At 55.6% G+C, this 14,732-nt stretch carries 16 protein-coding genes and 2 tRNA genes; 14 read left to right on the forward strand and 4 right to left on the reverse strand.

Going from position 1 to position 14,732, the window contains the following annotated elements:
- Positions 1-240: 240 nt before the first annotated feature.
- The 7 genes from rpsK (at position 241) to purF (ending at position 6,339) form a co-directional block, all read left to right on the forward strand.
- Positions 241-594: a 30S ribosomal protein S11 gene (gene rpsK / locus PHP98_03645; protein ID MDD5482730.1), complete on the forward strand. Its 354-nt coding sequence runs from the start codon at positions 241-243 to the stop codon at positions 592-594.
- Between the two features lie 61 nt (positions 595-655).
- Positions 656-1,288 carry a 30S ribosomal protein S4 gene (gene rpsD / locus PHP98_03650; protein MDD5482731.1) on the forward strand — a complete coding sequence of 211 codons (633 nt, stop codon included), beginning with the start codon at positions 656-658 and terminating at the stop codon, positions 1,286-1,288.
- 129 nt (positions 1,289-1,417) lie between these two features.
- Positions 1,418-2,431, forward strand: coding sequence for a DNA-directed RNA polymerase subunit alpha (locus tag PHP98_03655; protein MDD5482732.1), 1,014 nt, complete (start codon positions 1,418-1,420; stop codon positions 2,429-2,431).
- A gap of 32 nt (positions 2,432-2,463) precedes the next feature.
- Entirely contained in the window at positions 2,464-2,880 is a 417-nt protein-coding gene (gene rplQ, locus PHP98_03660; GenBank protein MDD5482733.1) for a 50S ribosomal protein L17, read from the forward strand.
- Between the two features lie 53 nt (positions 2,881-2,933).
- The gene (locus PHP98_03665) at positions 2,934-4,208 is read left to right on the forward strand and encodes a type II secretion system F family protein (protein ID MDD5482734.1); all 1,275 of its coding nucleotides are present in this window, start codon (positions 2,934-2,936) and stop codon (positions 4,206-4,208) included.
- 41 nt (positions 4,209-4,249) lie between these two features.
- Positions 4,250-4,858, forward strand: a complete 609-nt coding sequence (locus tag PHP98_03670; protein MDD5482735.1) for a DNA-3-methyladenine glycosylase — start codon at positions 4,250-4,252, stop codon at positions 4,856-4,858.
- Positions 4,859-4,896: 38 nt separating this feature from the next.
- Positions 4,897-6,339, forward strand: a complete 1,443-nt coding sequence (purF, locus tag PHP98_03675) for an amidophosphoribosyltransferase (protein ID MDD5482736.1) — start codon at positions 4,897-4,899, stop codon at positions 6,337-6,339.
- On the opposite strand, the gene PHP98_03680 is transcribed toward purF, so the two are convergent.
- From PHP98_03680 to PHP98_03695, 4 genes are all read right to left on the reverse strand, one after another.
- Positions 6,316-7,119 (reverse strand): RNA methyltransferase, encoded by an 804-nt coding sequence (locus PHP98_03680; protein ID MDD5482737.1) that lies wholly within the window; start codon positions 7,117-7,119, stop codon positions 6,316-6,318. The two genes, purF and PHP98_03680, sit on opposite strands and share 24 nt — an antisense overlap.
- A 102-nt stretch (positions 7,120-7,221) precedes the next feature.
- Positions 7,222-7,989, reverse strand: coding sequence for a PTS sugar transporter subunit IIA (locus tag PHP98_03685; protein ID MDD5482738.1), 768 nt, complete (start codon positions 7,987-7,989; stop codon positions 7,222-7,224).
- A gap of 50 nt (positions 7,990-8,039) precedes the next feature.
- On the reverse strand, positions 8,040-8,501 hold the full coding sequence (locus tag PHP98_03690; GenBank protein ID MDD5482739.1) for a hypothetical protein: 462 nt from the start codon (positions 8,499-8,501) through the stop codon (positions 8,040-8,042).
- A gap of 111 nt (positions 8,502-8,612) precedes the next feature.
- Positions 8,613-8,686, reverse strand: a tRNA-Met gene (locus tag PHP98_03695).
- Between the two features lie 135 nt (positions 8,687-8,821).
- Here PHP98_03695 and PHP98_03700 point away from each other — a divergent pair.
- From PHP98_03700 to PHP98_03730, 7 genes are all read left to right on the forward strand, one after another.
- Positions 8,822-8,989 carry a hypothetical protein gene (locus tag PHP98_03700; GenBank protein ID MDD5482740.1) on the forward strand — a complete coding sequence of 56 codons (168 nt, stop codon included), beginning with the start codon at positions 8,822-8,824 and terminating at the stop codon, positions 8,987-8,989.
- A 723-nt stretch (positions 8,990-9,712) separates the two neighbouring features.
- Positions 9,713-9,788, forward strand: a tRNA-Thr gene (locus tag PHP98_03705).
- Between the two features lie 62 nt (positions 9,789-9,850).
- On the forward strand, positions 9,851-10,162 hold the full coding sequence (locus PHP98_03710; protein ID MDD5482741.1) for a hypothetical protein: 312 nt from the start codon (positions 9,851-9,853) through the stop codon (positions 10,160-10,162).
- A 190-nt stretch (positions 10,163-10,352) separates the two neighbouring features.
- Positions 10,353-12,317, forward strand: coding sequence for a TonB-dependent receptor (locus PHP98_03715; protein ID MDD5482742.1), 1,965 nt, complete (start codon positions 10,353-10,355; stop codon positions 12,315-12,317).
- 124 nt (positions 12,318-12,441) lie between these two features.
- Positions 12,442-13,269, forward strand: a complete 828-nt coding sequence (locus PHP98_03720) for a zinc ABC transporter substrate-binding protein (protein ID MDD5482743.1) — start codon at positions 12,442-12,444, stop codon at positions 13,267-13,269.
- A 118-nt stretch (positions 13,270-13,387) separates the two neighbouring features.
- A complete protein-coding gene (locus PHP98_03725; protein MDD5482744.1) occupies positions 13,388-14,038 on the forward strand; it encodes an ATP-binding cassette domain-containing protein in 651 nt (216 codons plus the stop codon).
- On the forward strand, positions 13,998-14,732 hold a 735-nt coding region (locus PHP98_03730), incomplete at its 3' end, for a metal ABC transporter permease (protein ID MDD5482745.1). The genes PHP98_03725 and PHP98_03730, both read left to right, overlap by 41 nt.

Raw genomic sequence — 14,732 nt, forward strand, 5'->3', positions numbered from 1 at the left:
AAAGAAAGCTGATGGTTGAAAATGACGGACAAGAGCGATAATAAAAAGAAAGCGGACAATAGCGCCGCGCAAAACAAAGACCGCCGGGAACGGGAAGAGAAAAACAAGGCGGCGGTGGAAGACAAGGCCGCCCAGTCCCAGGGCGCTGCCGGCGAAAGCAAAAGCGCCCCGGCCGATAAGCCCGCCAATGCGGCCGCGGCTGAGGCCGCCAAAACCGCCCGGGCGGCGCGGAGCAAGACCGTGCGGAATGTGCCCGCCGGAATTGCGCATATTAACGCGACTTTCAACAACACCCATGTTACCATCACGGATTTAAAGGGAGGCGTATTGGCGTGGAGCAGCGCCGGCCGGATGGGGTTCAAAGGCGCGCGGAAAAGCACCGCGTATGCGGCAACGGTCGTTGCCCAGGAGGCGGCCAGAATGGTGGCGCCGTACCGGATGCAGGAGCTTGAAGTGCGCGTTCAGGGGCCCGGCTCGGGGCGCGAATCCGCCATTCGCGCTTTTCAGTCCGCCGGATTTGTGATCACGGTTATCAAGGATGTTACTCCCATGCCGCACAACGGCTGCCGGCCGCGCAAGAGACGCCGGGTTTAAAATGTAAAAGTTGTTCTGGTTTGTTCGCGCGAAATCTCAAGAAGTTGAAAGGATAATATACGTGGGAAGATATGCAGGACCAGCTTGCCGTATCTGCCGCCGGGAAATGATGAAACTTTTCCTGAAAGGCGAACGATGCAATATGGCGAAATGCCCGATTGAAACCGGACGCAAAGTGCCGGGCATGCACGGCGAGAAGAGATCCAAAAAACTGTCGGATTACGGCCGCCAGTTCCGCGAGAAGCAGCGCTTGCGCCGTTTTTACGGATTACAGGAAAATCAATTCAGGATTTTCTTCCAGAAGGCCGCGCGGCACCGCGGCATAACCGGCGAAACACTGCTGCAAATGCTGGAAATGCGCCTGGATAACCTGGTTTATCGGGTTGGTTTCGCCCGTTCAAGGCGCGCCGCGCGCCAGCTAGTTCTCCACGGGCACCTGCAAGTCAACGGGAAGAAATCCGATATCCCCTCAATGATTTTGAAACCGGGAGACTGCCTTGACGTCAAGAACAAGAAAAACAGCCGCGATCTTGCGAAAAAATCATTGGATTCCATGGAAGGCAAATCGGTTTCGCCGTGGCTGCTGGTTGATCGGGGTAATTTTCATGCCGAAATAACGCATCTTCCCACGCGGGATGAAATTGCCCCTCTCGTGGATGAACAGTTGGTGGTTGAATTGTGTTCAAAACGGTGAGGTCATTGGGAAAAAGCGTTGTTGTGAAAAGAGCGTTGCCGCGCGCCGCGCGCCGGCCCGCAGTATGCTCTGCGCCGTGCGGTCTGCGCGATGCGTTCCCTGCTATTACTATACGGAAGGATTAATTGAATGACAGCGATAAAAATTGGAAGATTTGAAATGCCGAAGATGGTCGTCAAGGAAGAACAGACGGCCACCAGCACTTATGCCAAATTCATTGCCGAGCCGTTTGAATCCGGCTTCGGTTACACCATCGGGAATTCGCTGCGCCGCGTTCTCCTTTCATCGCTTGAAGGCGCGGCGGTTTCCTCCGTTAAAATCGCGGGCGTTTTTCACGAGTTTTCCGCCCTGCCCAACGTTGTTGAAGATGTTACCGACGTAATCCTCAATCTTAAAAAAGTCCTTTTCAGGATGTATACGCGTTCTCCGCGCCGGCTCATGATAAAAATGCGCGGCCCGGGCGAAGTGACGGCCGCCAATATTGAAACCGATCAGCACGTGGAAGTTTTAAATCCCTCGCATTATATCGCCACCCTTGCCGAAGACGCCAAGTTTGAGGCGGAGCTGGAAATATCGCTCGGCCGCGGTTTTAAAACCGCGGAGTGGAAAAACGAGCATGAACAGGAAATCGGCAGCATTCCCGTGGACTGCGTGTTTTCGCCGGTGCGGCAGGTCAATTTTGCGGTGGAAAATACGCGCGTGGGCCGCCGCACGGATTACGAAAAACTTATCCTGGAAATATGGACCGACGACCGCATCACGCCGGATGACGCCCTGGTCCAGGCCGCCAGCATATCGCGGCATCATTTTGACGTTTTCGTGAATTACGACGAGGATTTGCTGGAGTTTGAACAGAAGGAAAGGATCGTTGACCGCGATCAGGATGAATTGCGCAAGAAACTTAACATGAGCGTCAACGAAATAGAACTGAGCGTCCGCGCGGCCAATTGCCTGAATAACGCGAATATTCTTTCGGTCGGCGAACTGGCCCAGAAATCGGAAGCGGATATGCTGAAACACAGGAATTTCGGCAAAAAATCGCTGCAGGAAATCATTGACAAACTGCGCGAATTGGGTTTGTCGTTAAATATGAAATTTGATCCCGAGTTGCTGGCGGCGGGCTCCTCCGCCGAGCGAGCATGAGGGATATTAACGTTTCCAGGAGGCTGTGCTAAATGCGACATAGAATACAATCAAGCCGCTTCGGCCGGAGTTCTTCCCATCAGAAAACCCTGCTGGCGAGCCTGGTCTGCGCTTTGATCAAAGAGCGCCGGATTGTTACCACCGCGCGGAAGGCGCAGGTGGCCCGCCGGCTGGCCGAGCGGACCATGACGATGGCCAAGAGCGGCACCCTGGCCGCAAGGCGCCGCGCTCTACGGGTCCTTCATAACAAGCAGGCGGTTAAAATTCTTTTTGCCGATCTCGCCCCGGTTTATAAAGACCGTTCGGGCGGTTACTGCCGCATGGTGAAAACCGGTTTGAGACGGGGCGATGCTTCCCCCAAGGCCATACTGGAATGGGTTGGACTGAGCCAGATGGATCGCACGAAAAAGAAGCCGGCGGAAGAAGAAAAAAAACCGGCCGCCTCCTGACGGTCCGTTGCCGGCGAAAAAAGCCGGAATTCAATTAAACGGGAGCGTGTCAAATGCCGAAGTTCAAATACGCCGCAACTGATTCGGCAGGCAATGAAAAAAACGGCATCGTTGAAGCCGTGAACCGCCCCGCCGCCCTGCTCCGGCTCAGGGAAATGGGATTGACGGCGGCGACCATCACGGATTTTTCCTCTCCCGCGGCCAAGACCGCCGCCGCGCCTGCTCCCCGTCCGCAAAAATCATCGCTTAATCTTTCTTTCTCGCTCGCCGGTCTCTTGCCGGTGCGGCTCAGCCGGAAACAATTAATGGTGTTTACGCGCCAGTTGGCGACCATGATTGACGCCGGCGTGCCGCTGTTGCGCGCCCTGCAAATCATTCAAAAACAGGAAAAAAACGCGGGCCTCAAACGGATGACCGGGGAATTATGCGAAGCGGTTGAAAGCGGCAGCACCTTTGCCGAAGCGCTGGGGCAGCATCCGAAAATATTTGACAAGCTGTTTGTCAACATGGTCAAGGCCGGGGAAATAGGCGGCGTGCTGCAGCTGACCCTGGGCCGTCTGGCGGAATTTATTGAAAAGGCCGAAAAGATCAAGACCAAGGTCAAGGGCGCCATGATATATCCGGTCGTGGTCTTAACCATGGCGCTCGGCATTCTGGCTTTTCTGCTCATCAAAATTGTTCCGAAATTCACGGAAATTTTCAAGGATTTGCTGGGCGGCGCGCCGTTGCCGGCCTTGACGCAGTTTGTCGTTAACGCCAGCGAAAGCCTGATGCACCGCGCGCCCGTGGTCATCGGCGTTCTGGCCGGGATCATTGTGGTTTTCAACCTCATCGTCCGGACGAAAATCGGCCGTTACTGGTTTGATGTCGTCAAGCTGAAAATGCCCGTTGTCGGCTCCCTCGTTTTGCGGGTCGGCATTTCGCGTTTTACCAGAACCCTCGGCACTCTGCTGAATTCGGGCGTCCAGATCCTGCAGGCGTTGAATATTGTCCGTGATACGGCCGGCAACGAGTTCATTGCCAAGGCCGTGCAGTCCATTCATGACAGCATTAAGGAAGGCGAATCGGTGGCCACGCCGCTGGAACAATCGGGCGTGTTCCCCACCATGGTGGTGAGCATGATCGCCGTCGGCGAAGAAACCGGCCGCCTGCCGGATATGCTCGTTAAAATTGCCGAAACCTATGATACCGAGGTGGACGCGGCGGTTGATGGATTGACCTCGGTCATAGAGCCGATTCTTATTATTTTCCTGGCGTTGATCGTCGGCACAATCGTCATCGCCATGTTCATGCCCATGATCGGGATTATCCAGACCATGGGGAAATAGCGCGTTTTTTAAACAATTATTTCAGAAATCGGGTTTGCAGGATCAACAAAAAACGTCAGAAACTGCCGGCCTCATTTTTTCTCAGACCCGATGTGGTCGCAATCAGCCGGGAACTCCTGGGAAAAGGCCTTTTCACCAGGATAAACCGCGGCGCGGTTACCGGGGGCATTATTGTTGAAACGGAGGCTTATGCCGGCCCTCATGACTGCGCTTCGCATGCTTATAATGGCAGAATTTCCAGACGCACGGCGGTGATGTACCGCCCGGGGCCGGTGGCGTATGTGTATTTATGTTATGGACTTCATTGGCTCTTTAATGTCATCACCAACATTGAAGGCGTGCCGCATGCGGTCCTGATCCGGGCGATTCAGCCGGTTGCGGGGCTTGCCTTGATGCTTAAACGGCGGGGCAAAAACAGGGCCGCGGGTTTGACTTCCGGCCCCGCGATGCTCGCCCGGGCCCTGGGCATTTGCGGCCGGCATTCCGGCGTCAGCCTGTTGGGAAACGAAATCTGGCTGGAAGAAGGCCGGCGGGTTTCGCCGGAAATGATCTGCGCGGTCCCGCGCATTGGCGTTGACTACGCCGGGAAGGATGCCTTGCGGCCCTGGCGGTTTTATCTGCGCGGCAATCCATGGGTCAGCCGGAACTGAACGGCGGATATAAAATTTAAATGAAAGCTACGTATAGCATGAAAAAACACAATGAACATGCCGCGCCCCGCGAAGCATGCGGACTGTTCGGGGTTTATGATGTTCCCCGCGCGACGATGCTTATATATCAGGGGCTTTTTGCGCTCCAGCATCGCGGTCAGGAGGGATGCGGGATTGCCGTCAGCGATGGAGGATGCGTCCGTTCCAGCAAAGGAATGGGATTGGTTGACTCCGTTCTGACCAGGCATACCTGCGCGGCCCTGCCGGGACACATCGGCATCGGCCATGTCCGCTATTCAACCACCGGTTCCAATCTGCCGCAGAACGTCCAGCCGCTGGTCGTTGAATGTTCCGACGGCATATGGGCCATCGCCCATAACGGCAATCTCGTTAATGCCGGCAGTCTGCGCCGGATGTACCAGGAAGCCGGCGCTATTTTTCAGACAAGCACCGACAGCGAGGTCCTCGTGCATCTGTTGGCCGACCCGATGTTCCGCAACCGCCCGCGGCGCGTCGCCAGGTCCCTGAACGAATTAAAAGGGGCATTTGCCTTTTTAATTATGACCAGGGATTGCGTCATGGCCGCCCGCGACCCGTTCGGCTTCAAGCCGCTTTCCATCGGCCGGCTGGGGAAAGGCTATGTTTTTGCCAGCGAAACCTGCGCCTTGAATCAAATCGGGGCCGAATTTATCCGCGACGTCCGGCCGGGCGAACTGGTGGTGGCCGATCAGACCGGTCTGAACAGTTTTGCTTTCGCCGATCCCAGTCCGGAAGGGCTCGCCCAATGCGTTTTTGAACACGTTTATTTTGCGCGGCCGGACAGCGTCGTTTTCGGGTATAACGTCCACGATATCCGCTGCAAACTGGGTCTGCGTCTCGCCCAGGAGTATCCGGTTGAGGCCGATGTCGTGATCGCCGTCCCCGACAGCGGCAATTCGGCGGCGCTTGGTTTTGCCCGCGGCAGCGGTATACCGCTGGATTACGGCTTTATCCGCAATCACTATATCGGCCGCACTTTTATAATGCCCAAATCCGGACAGCGCGCCGACAGCGTTGATTTGAAGCTGGCGGTGGTGGCCGACGTGGTGCGCGGCAAGCGCGTTGTCGTCGTGGATGACTCCATTGTCCGCGGAACCACTTCGCGCCGCCGCGTGTCCACCCTGCGTGCCGCGGGGGCGCGCGAAATTCACATGCGCATTTCCAGCCCGCCGGCCGCCTTTCCCTGTTTTTTCGGGATTGATTTCGCGACTAAAACCGAATTGATCGCGGCCGGGAAAGATACCGCCGAAATCTGCAAGTTTATCGGCGCCGACAGTCTGGCTTATCTCAGCCTGGAAGGCCTGATGTCGCCGTTCAAAAACGCGTCTGATTTTTGCGCCTCCTGTTTCTGCGGCAAATACAAAATAGATGTGTCGGGCGTGGAGGGAAAAGAGGGGCTTGAAAAGAACTCGTCGGTTTTATCGCTGAATATTCCGGTCTGAAGCAGGCGGAACATTTTTTGCCTTCCAGTCCCATAATGCGATTGCCACCGCCGCCGCGGCGTTCAGTGAATCCACTCCCTTTTCAAGCGGAATGGATACGGGCGCGGCTTTGGCCTTGATCCCGGCCGGAAGCCCGGCGCCCTCCATGCCGGCCACCAGACCGAAAACCGGCGGCCAGATGATATTTGTCAGCGGCCGGCCTCCCATATCCAGCGCATAAAAGGGGATTTTCGCGGAAAGGGCCGCGATTTCCGAAAGTCCCGGGCCGGATTCCAGCCGCATGCGTAAAAGCGCTCCGGCTGAAGCGCGCACGGCCCGCGGCAGAAAAGGGCAGGCGGCCTCCCGCAGTAAAACCACGCGGCCGACTCCCAGCCCTGCCGCGGAGCGGATGACGGCCCCGATGTTTTCAGGGTCGCCGAACGGTATAAAGAGTGAACACCCCTCCGGCCAGGGCGCCGCGGCGTTGAAAAGCGCCATTGCCGGAAGGCGCAATTCAAGCAACGGCCCGGACGTTCCGAGCAGGTTGAGATCCCTGAATCTTTCTTTTGAAAATATGATTTCTTCCGCGCCGGCCCGGCCGGGCGGCATGTCCGGAGTGCGGATCAAGGCAATGACGCTTTGACGATTATCCCTTAAAATTTCCTCCGCAATTTTTTCGCCGCCGGCCAGGAAAACGCCGTTTTCCCTTATGCCCTTTGAGGTTTGCAGGCTGAACAATCTTTTAAAAACCGCGTTTGCCCGGCTGGTAATCACAACTTGGCTGTCGTGTTTTGAAATCATTGCATTTCACGCGGCCCTCCGGCCGCCGTGTTGTTTTTCCGCATTAAAAGCGCCCTTCCGAGTCCGGTTCGTTTTTTTTTGTTCAAAGCGGAGGTTGCTTGTTCAATGTTTTGAAATTCCCGTGTCCCGGGTTGTCAACCCTGCGGGGGCGCCGGTCTGCTTGATAGCCTCCAGTTCCCGGGCCCGCAGGCAAAGACGGATTTCGGCGGGAGTTCCGGCTTCCCGGAGCTGCAGCAGAAATGTTTTCTGGCGGCACATCAGGCATAAACGCGCCAGCACGTGCAGGTGCAAACGGTCATTCTGGCAGCAGATCAGGAAAAACAAATCGGTCTCGCTGCCGTCCGGGGCGCCAAATGGTATCGGGTTGAGCGTTTTTCCGAAAGCAATAAAGGAATCTTCAAACATGTAGGGGGCGTGATGGCGCGGATGCAGAAGGGCGAATCCATCGGCCAGGGCCGTAGAACACAGCTTTTCCCGCTCTTCCAAACTCTGCAAAAGATCTCTTGCATCAAACACGAGCAGGCTCTTTTCAGCCAGAATTGTCATGTCGCGCAGCAGGGAGGGCTTGGTTTTAGACGCGAGGTCAAGCCGGATGACAGTTTTCCTGGCCAGTTCGGAAATAATCGCGTGGCTCTGCAACAGGGCGTCCGTTTTAACGGAAGTCGTTTTGTGATAATCGGACAGTTTTTTTTCGTTCAGCCCGAGGATGCGTCTTGAACCCCAGGCGTCCAGATCAATTTTGCGGAAAACCAGTCGCGGCCCCTTGTGTTCAAAGGGGATTTCCCCCTGCCGCACGAGTTTTTCAATATCGGCCTGTGGCAGATGCAGATATTCGGCGGCCTCGTTGAGAGAAAAAGTGCGATGTGGCACGTATTACCCCGCTTTGACAACCGGAATATCGGAAAACCGACCGGCGCTCTTTATTCCGCCTCCGGTTTGATGGTAAGATTCGGCGCGCGAGCGTTTGTGGCCGGCGGAGCGAACCTGGGCGGCATGGCGGGGATTTCCGGGGCGATGGCCCGCGATTTTTCCTTAAGCTTTGTCAATTCGCTGTCTTCGGCCAGCAGGGCGTCAATTTTTTCCTGCAGTTCCCGCATTTTTCCCTGCAAGCCCTTTATTTCCGGATTTTTTTCATAGAGCTCGTTGATGCGCGCGATTACCTTCCGGTTCATTTCCTCGTATTCCGCCCGGGTCTGCATGTTTTTGCGGATCTGGGCCGGATCAATCGCGGTCGGCTGGAAAATGTTTTTAACCGGCGGCGGCGCGGGCGCGATGGCCGGCTGGGATGCGCCGGGCTTGTCTTCCGCCGCGCATCCGCAAACCAGGCCGCAGAAAATCAAGGCGGCAAGCGGGCTCGTCCTGAGATATGACGTTAAAATCATTTTAATGACCTCCGTTATTGTATGGCGTTTGGCATGTGTCTTGTAACGCGGCCTCTCGTGCGCATCGCCGCGCGGGAAAAGGAGCCCATGCGCGCGCTGCGCCGAGCAGGGTAGCGGGGGCTGGATTTGAACCAGCGACCTTCAGGTTATGAGCCTGACGAGCTACCAGGCTGCTCCACCCCGCAATCAGAATTGTTTAAATTTAGCAAATATCTCTTTTTATGCAATAAAAATTTTTCGGCAAAAAATTATGCATGCGCAAAATTAAGGTAAATATTTATTTGACATTTTCGCAGGCGCAGGCATAATACTTTCGCAATATGAGTTTTAATCAAATCCTTTCCCCTGAACGCTGGCGGATGGTCGTAACGGTGTCGGCCGCGATTGCCGTGGCGCTCATGCTGGCGGTGCTCGTTTTCCAAATCATTGAGTTTCAATATTACCGCCAAGCTCCGTCCGTCTGGCCCGTCGCCGTTCAGGTAAAGTAGGGTTCATGTAGCTCGACCGGACACAATTCATTCTTCCGCTTTTGCCTTATCCTCGGACTGTTAATGCCCGAATATTGCACGAATTTCGTGCAATATTCGGGTTTTACGAATCGGGCTGAAGAATAAGCGCCGGAAGAATATCCGTTTTCATTCCGGCCATTTCAGGCAATCCGATGGTGAGTATCTTTTGCCAAAGTTTCACCTTTGACTTTTTTCTTTGATAAAACGTCAGTAGTCAGAGTCGCTCTAAATAAATGCATAGGAATTTCAAACTTGCCGCAAAAGAGCGCAAAATCGGGGGTAGGAGCCGAACCCCTGTTCGGCGATGCATCTCTCTGGTTCCTTGAGTGGATATGTAAGAAAAGGAAGGATTTTCTCGAGGACTGGTCTAAATATTTTCGGACTCTTGGATCTCGAAAATGATCTGCCAGATGGTTTCGGCGAAGTGGATAAAGCCCCCGATAAAGGTTCTGGCGCCGATCAATAATCAATGTTCCTTGCCATCCATCTTGAACCGGCCGTAATAAAAATCGCTTCCCGTTCTTTTGAAAATTCTTGCCATAAAATCTTCGTTCGTTTAAAGTTTCTATCTGTTTCAGACGACAGCGTGGTATGATAAACAGGGGTTGCAAGTAAAAAGTGTGGCAAAGTGTTGCAAAACAGTGGCAACGAGAAAAAAAGATTTATCAAAACCGCTTAAAAATGCTGTCATTGTTGATCAAAGCCAGCTTAGCTCAGTTGGCAGAGCAGCTGATTTGTAATCAGCAGGTCGTCGGTTCAAATCCGACAGCTGGCTCCATTTCAGGGCTGTGTTACCACCACGGGTAACACAGCCCTGGGGTGGTGGTTACGGCAGACGCCATGCAGGCCCAGCAAAAAGCGGCGCATTTCGTGGTTCAGGAGAAGGGGGGCGACTACCTCTTCACCCTCAAAGGCAATCAGCCGACGGTTCAAGAAAAAGCCTCAGCGCTGCTCAGCAGCGCTTTTCCCCCCTCGGGTTCCGCCGCAGGCGCAGACCGTGGAAGGCTTTCCTTTAGAAACAGACGACACGGAACGTCTTTACTGCTCCCGAAAATCATCGGCCGGAGTCTGCCCGAAAATGGTCTTGTCCCGCCTTCCGGGCCTGCCCGCAGCGGGCAAAGCCTTCCAAATCTTGCTTCTGTTGCCCTCTAAACCGCACTCCTCTCGCCTTTTATCACTCTCCGGCTTTCTTGACGCGGCCCTGATGGCTACTTGTTCAGACCTCTGGCCTTTATATTTTTTTTGCTTGCGTTATATTACGATTTGTGAAATCGTATTACCGTTTTTTTGCCGACCCGCAAAAAAACCGCACAAACACAGCAATAAAGGAGAAAACATCGGGATGAAAAAGCATTGTTTTGCAGGCGGGAATTTTGTTTGCACCGTTCTTCTGGGAGCGCTGGCTCTGGCCGGCTGTCCGCCGGCCGGCCGGGCTCAGTCCAACGCGTTCCCCGTCCAGTCCGCCGGGCCGGACACCAATACTTATCTGCGCGTGGATGAAATCGTGGTGCTGGGCACGCGCCTGCAAAACAAAATCAAAAATATCACCTCGGCCGTCAGCGTGATTGATCGGGAAAAGATTGACGTTTTAAATGCCGATTATGTCATGGACGCCATATGCGCGGAGCCGAGCGTCTACGTGCGCCGGGACAACATATACGGCCGTCAGGATACCAGCATCCGCGGCCTGGGATCAAACATGCGCCGCATCCAGACGCTGATTGACGGCCGGCCCGAAAAAATGTCGCTCTTTGGATGCACGGTGTCCCAAACCCTGCCGCTTGCCAACGTGGAAAGGATTGAAGTCCTGCGCGGTCCGGAATCGGTGCTTTACGGCACGGACGCCATGGGCGGTGTTATCAACATTATCACCCGCCGCCGGCATGATCCCGGCTTTGAGACGGACGGTTCCATTCAGTACGGCAGTTACGGCTCATTGCGCGGCGTTGTGCGCCACGGCGGCAAGATAGAAAATTTTGATTATTACGCCGCTTATGACCACAAACAGACCGCCGGTTACCGGCCCAACGGGCAATATGGCGCCGATTTCGGCTCGCTGCGCCTGGGGCAGGATTTGAGCGATGTCTGGCGGCTGGAAGCGGCCGGGCAGTATTTCGCGGACCTCGGGCACGACCCCGGGCCGGAGAATGCCCCGTATGTCAATAACGACACCCGGCAATACAAACGCGGTTCCTGGGACGCCAGTCTCTCCGGCAAATGGGACGATTCGCGTTTTTCCGTCATGGCTTATCAAACTTTCGGCAATCATAATTTCAACATGCCGAGCATTGATGATTACTGGCATTCCAGGGACTACACGCTCGGCGCCAAGACGGAATATTCAAGGACAATTTTTGAGGGCGATGAATTGAAATGCGTGCCCACGGTCGGTTACGAATACCAGTATTTGTGGGCGCGGCCGCAGGACGACTGGGTGGAATGGGCCCGGAAAAACATGCCGGCCAAATATATGAATTTCGGCAGTTGTGTTCAGCAGAACAACGATCTCTATGCCTTCAATGAGATGACCTGGGGGCGCTGGGTGAACACGCTCGGTGTGCGCGGTCATATTGACAACGTTGACCGCAGCGTTGAGCCGCTGCCGCACATCGGCTTGCTGCGGCACCTGACCGAATCAACCACGCTCCGCGCCAAGGCTGCCCGCGGGTTCCGCCAGCCGCGTTTCAGCGAATTGTATCTTTACCCGGCCCACAATGAAACCCTGAAGCCGGAGGATATCTGGGGCTATGACGTCGGTTTGATCCAGACGGTCGGCTCCGTTCTCAGCGTGGAAGTCACGCCGTTTTGCCAGCAGGTGCACAACATGATCCAGATCGTTCCGAACCCGACCCCGCCGCCCCAGAGCATTAATCAAAATTCAGGCTCCTTTGACATGCAAGGCGTGGAACTGGCCCTGGAAGCGCGGCCGGTCAAATCCGGGCGTCTGAACCTTTCCTATACTTATACCGATATTGACGACGCCAAGACCGGCAATCCGTACGCAAACCGCCAGGGTATTCCGGAGCATGAAGTCAGTTTCCTGGCCGAATACACCGTAAAAAAGCTTCGTCTTTCGGCCGAAGTGCAGTATATTGCCGGTTTATATGACAGCGACATTCTTTCAGGCGGCGCTATCGCGAAAGTGGCCGATTATTACGTTGTCAATGTCAAGGCGGCTTATCCCGTCGTTAAATACATGGAAATATTCGCCGGCCTTGACAATTTATTTGATAAAACTTACGAACAGGTTCCCGGTTATCCGCTGCCGGGCATTACGGGTTATGCGGGCCTGCGTATGCGCATATAGGCGGCCGGACCGCTGGCCAAAACTTGTCTAGGCGAAGCCCCTCCGGCGGAGCTTGGGTAGCCGGCCGGCGAATCGTTGTCAATGTTTTCCGCCAGGCGGACAAACTTTTTCGCGAAAGCATGTCATGTTGCAACGGAAGATCATATTTCTCATTTGGGCGGTTGTTTTTCTGGCGGCGCCTGCGGCCAGGGGGCAAACCAATGCGCCGTCTCCTGTTATCGTCTGCACCACCACGCATTTGAGCGCGCTGGTGGAAGCGCTGGCCGGCGGCACGCTGCGGCCGGAAACAATCGTGCCGTGGGGTATGTGCCCGGGACATTTTGAGCTGAAGCGCAGTGATATAGAAAAAATCAGGCGGGCCGACCTTGTTCTCCGGCATGGTTACGAGCAGTTTCTTTCCGCCTTTGAAAATGATAAATCTTATGCGCCCATAACCGCCGTTGCCGTGCCCGGCAACTGGATGGTTCCCGCCGTCCAGAAAAAGGCGGCGGAACAGACGGCAAAAATTCTGGCGGAAAGATTCCCGCGGAACGCGGAAATTATCCGTGCCGGGCTGGCGGCTCATTGCGGGCGTATTGATTCCCTTGAAAAGGAACTGCGCCCGTTTCTGGAAAAAACGCGCAACGTGCCGGTGGTCTGTTCCGCCATGAGCGCGGATTACGCGGGGTGGGCCGGGCTGATGGTGGCGGCCGAATATAAACGTGACGAGGATTTGTCGTTGCGCAATCTGCAGGAGGTTATCCAAAAGGCGCGGGATGCGCGCGCGCGGCTGGTAATTGACAACCGCCAGAGCAGCGGCAAGACGGGGCAGACGCTGGCGCGCGAGCTTGATCTGCCGCTGGCCGTCATCAGTAATTTTCCCGAGCCGGACTCTTCCGGCCGGGCCAGCTATGCGGTTTCCCTGAGAAGCAATGTCATGGCGGTGTGCGATTGCGCTTGTCCTGAACCGTGACGCGCGAACCGGCTTTGGCCGGCCGTCGCCGGCAAAATTTCATTGCAGAGACGGATTGGTGATGAAGCACTCTCTGAATATTTCCAATCTCTCCGTTCATTTGGAAGGACGGAGCATATTGCGGAAAATTTCTCTGGATATTGCCGCCGGAGAATTCGCGGTTGTCCTGGGCGACAACGGCGCGGGCAAGACCACATTGTTGCGCGCCATACTCGGTCTTACCCCAAAAACGTCCGGAATTATTATTCTTTTCGGACGACAGATTTCCTGGCGAAACCGGCGCGCTTTGCAGCGGCGGATCGGCTATGTGCCCCAGTGGCTGCCCTTTGACGAAACGATGCCGGTCAGCGCGCGCGAGGTGATTGCCATCGGCCGCTGCGCGCGCATCGGCGTGGGCCGCCGGCTTGGGGCCGGGGATAGGGGCATCGTGGAAGAGGCGGCTGAAATGGCCGGGGTGGGGCGGCTTCTGGACCGGCCCGTCGGCCAGCTTTCCGGCGGCGAACGGCAGAAAGTGCAGATTGCGCGCGCCATTTGTCAGGAGCCGGAGCTGCTTTTGCTGGACGAATTTTCAGCCCACCTTTCGGAATCGGCCGGGCGGGATTGCCTGCAATTGCTCGGTAAGTTGCACCGTCAAAACCGTTTTACGATCCTGATGGTCACGCATGATATCGCCGGAATTCCCGCCGAATGCCGGCGCGCAATTGTCCTGGCCGGGGGAACGAAACAATTTGACGGCAGTCTGGGCGATTGGCGGGGTAATCATGATTGAGCTTTTCCGCGAGGAATATTTCCGGAACGCGCTGGCCGCCTGCGTGTTTGGCGGGGGAAGCATCGCCGTTATCGGTGTTTTCCTGACGTTGATGCAGATTCCCTTCCTGGGAATATGCATGTCGCACGCGGCATTTCTCGGGGCCATCACGGGTTTATTGCTCGGTCAATCCCCGCTTGTCTGGGCCATGATCGCATGCGCCCTGGCCGGTTTGGCGGTAGGCCCCCTCGCGGAACGGGCGCGGGCATCCTCCAACGTGGTTTTAAGCATTATTTTCTCGGCCACCATGGGCCTTTCGCTCATCTTGATGGCCATGATTCCCGGCCCGAAAACGGAGGCCCTGAATCTGATGTGGGGCAGTTTGCTCACGGTAACATCCGGACAGGTCGGCATGCTGGGTGCCGTTTTTCTGGGGCTGGCCTTTTTTTTATGGCTTTTTTACAAGGAAATAATTGCCGTTCTTTTCAACCGCGAGCTGGCTGCGGCCAGCGGAATCCCGGCCGCTTTTGTGTATTACGGCATAATCATGCTGGGCGGCCTGACGGTCGGCGCAGCGCTGGACATGATCGGCGGATTGCTGATCTTCGCCCTCCTGGTCAATCCGGCCAACACGGCCCGTTTGTTGTCGTTCCGTCTGCCGGTGATTTTTCTGCTCTCGGCCCTGCTTGGCATCGGCGCCTGTCTGGCCGGCCTC

The organism is Kiritimatiellia bacterium, assembly GCA_028715905.1.
Taxonomy (GTDB): Bacteria; Verrucomicrobiota; Kiritimatiellia; order JAAZAB01; family JAAZAB01; genus JAQUQV01.

Excerpts from the sequence above, each read along its gene's own strand:
- PHP98_03720 (MDD5482743.1), top strand. The coding sequence starts at position 12,442 with ATGTTGCAACGGAAGATCATATTTCTCATTTGGGCGGTTGTTTTTCTG.
- PHP98_03715 (MDD5482742.1), top strand. The coding sequence starts at position 10,353 with ATGAAAAAGCATTGTTTTGCAGGCGGGAATTTTGTTTGCACCGTTCTT.
- PHP98_03710 (MDD5482741.1), top strand. The coding sequence starts at position 9,851 with ATGCAGGCCCAGCAAAAAGCGGCGCATTTCGTGGTTCAGGAGAAGGGG.
- PHP98_03690 (MDD5482739.1), bottom strand. The coding sequence starts at position 8,501 with ATGATTTTAACGTCATATCTCAGGACGAGCCCGCTTGCCGCCTTGATT.
- rplQ (MDD5482733.1), top strand. The coding sequence starts at position 2,464 with ATGCGACATAGAATACAATCAAGCCGCTTCGGCCGGAGTTCTTCCCAT.
- PHP98_03655 (MDD5482732.1), top strand. The coding sequence starts at position 1,418 with ATGACAGCGATAAAAATTGGAAGATTTGAAATGCCGAAGATGGTCGTC.
- PHP98_03665 (MDD5482734.1), top strand. The coding sequence starts at position 2,934 with ATGCCGAAGTTCAAATACGCCGCAACTGATTCGGCAGGCAATGAAAAA.
- purF (MDD5482736.1), top strand. The coding sequence starts at position 4,897 with ATGAAAAAACACAATGAACATGCCGCGCCCCGCGAAGCATGCGGACTG.
- PHP98_03680 (MDD5482737.1), bottom strand. The coding sequence starts at position 7,119 with ATGATTTCAAAACACGACAGCCAAGTTGTGATTACCAGCCGGGCAAAC.
- PHP98_03700 (MDD5482740.1), top strand. The coding sequence starts at position 8,822 with ATGAGTTTTAATCAAATCCTTTCCCCTGAACGCTGGCGGATGGTCGTA.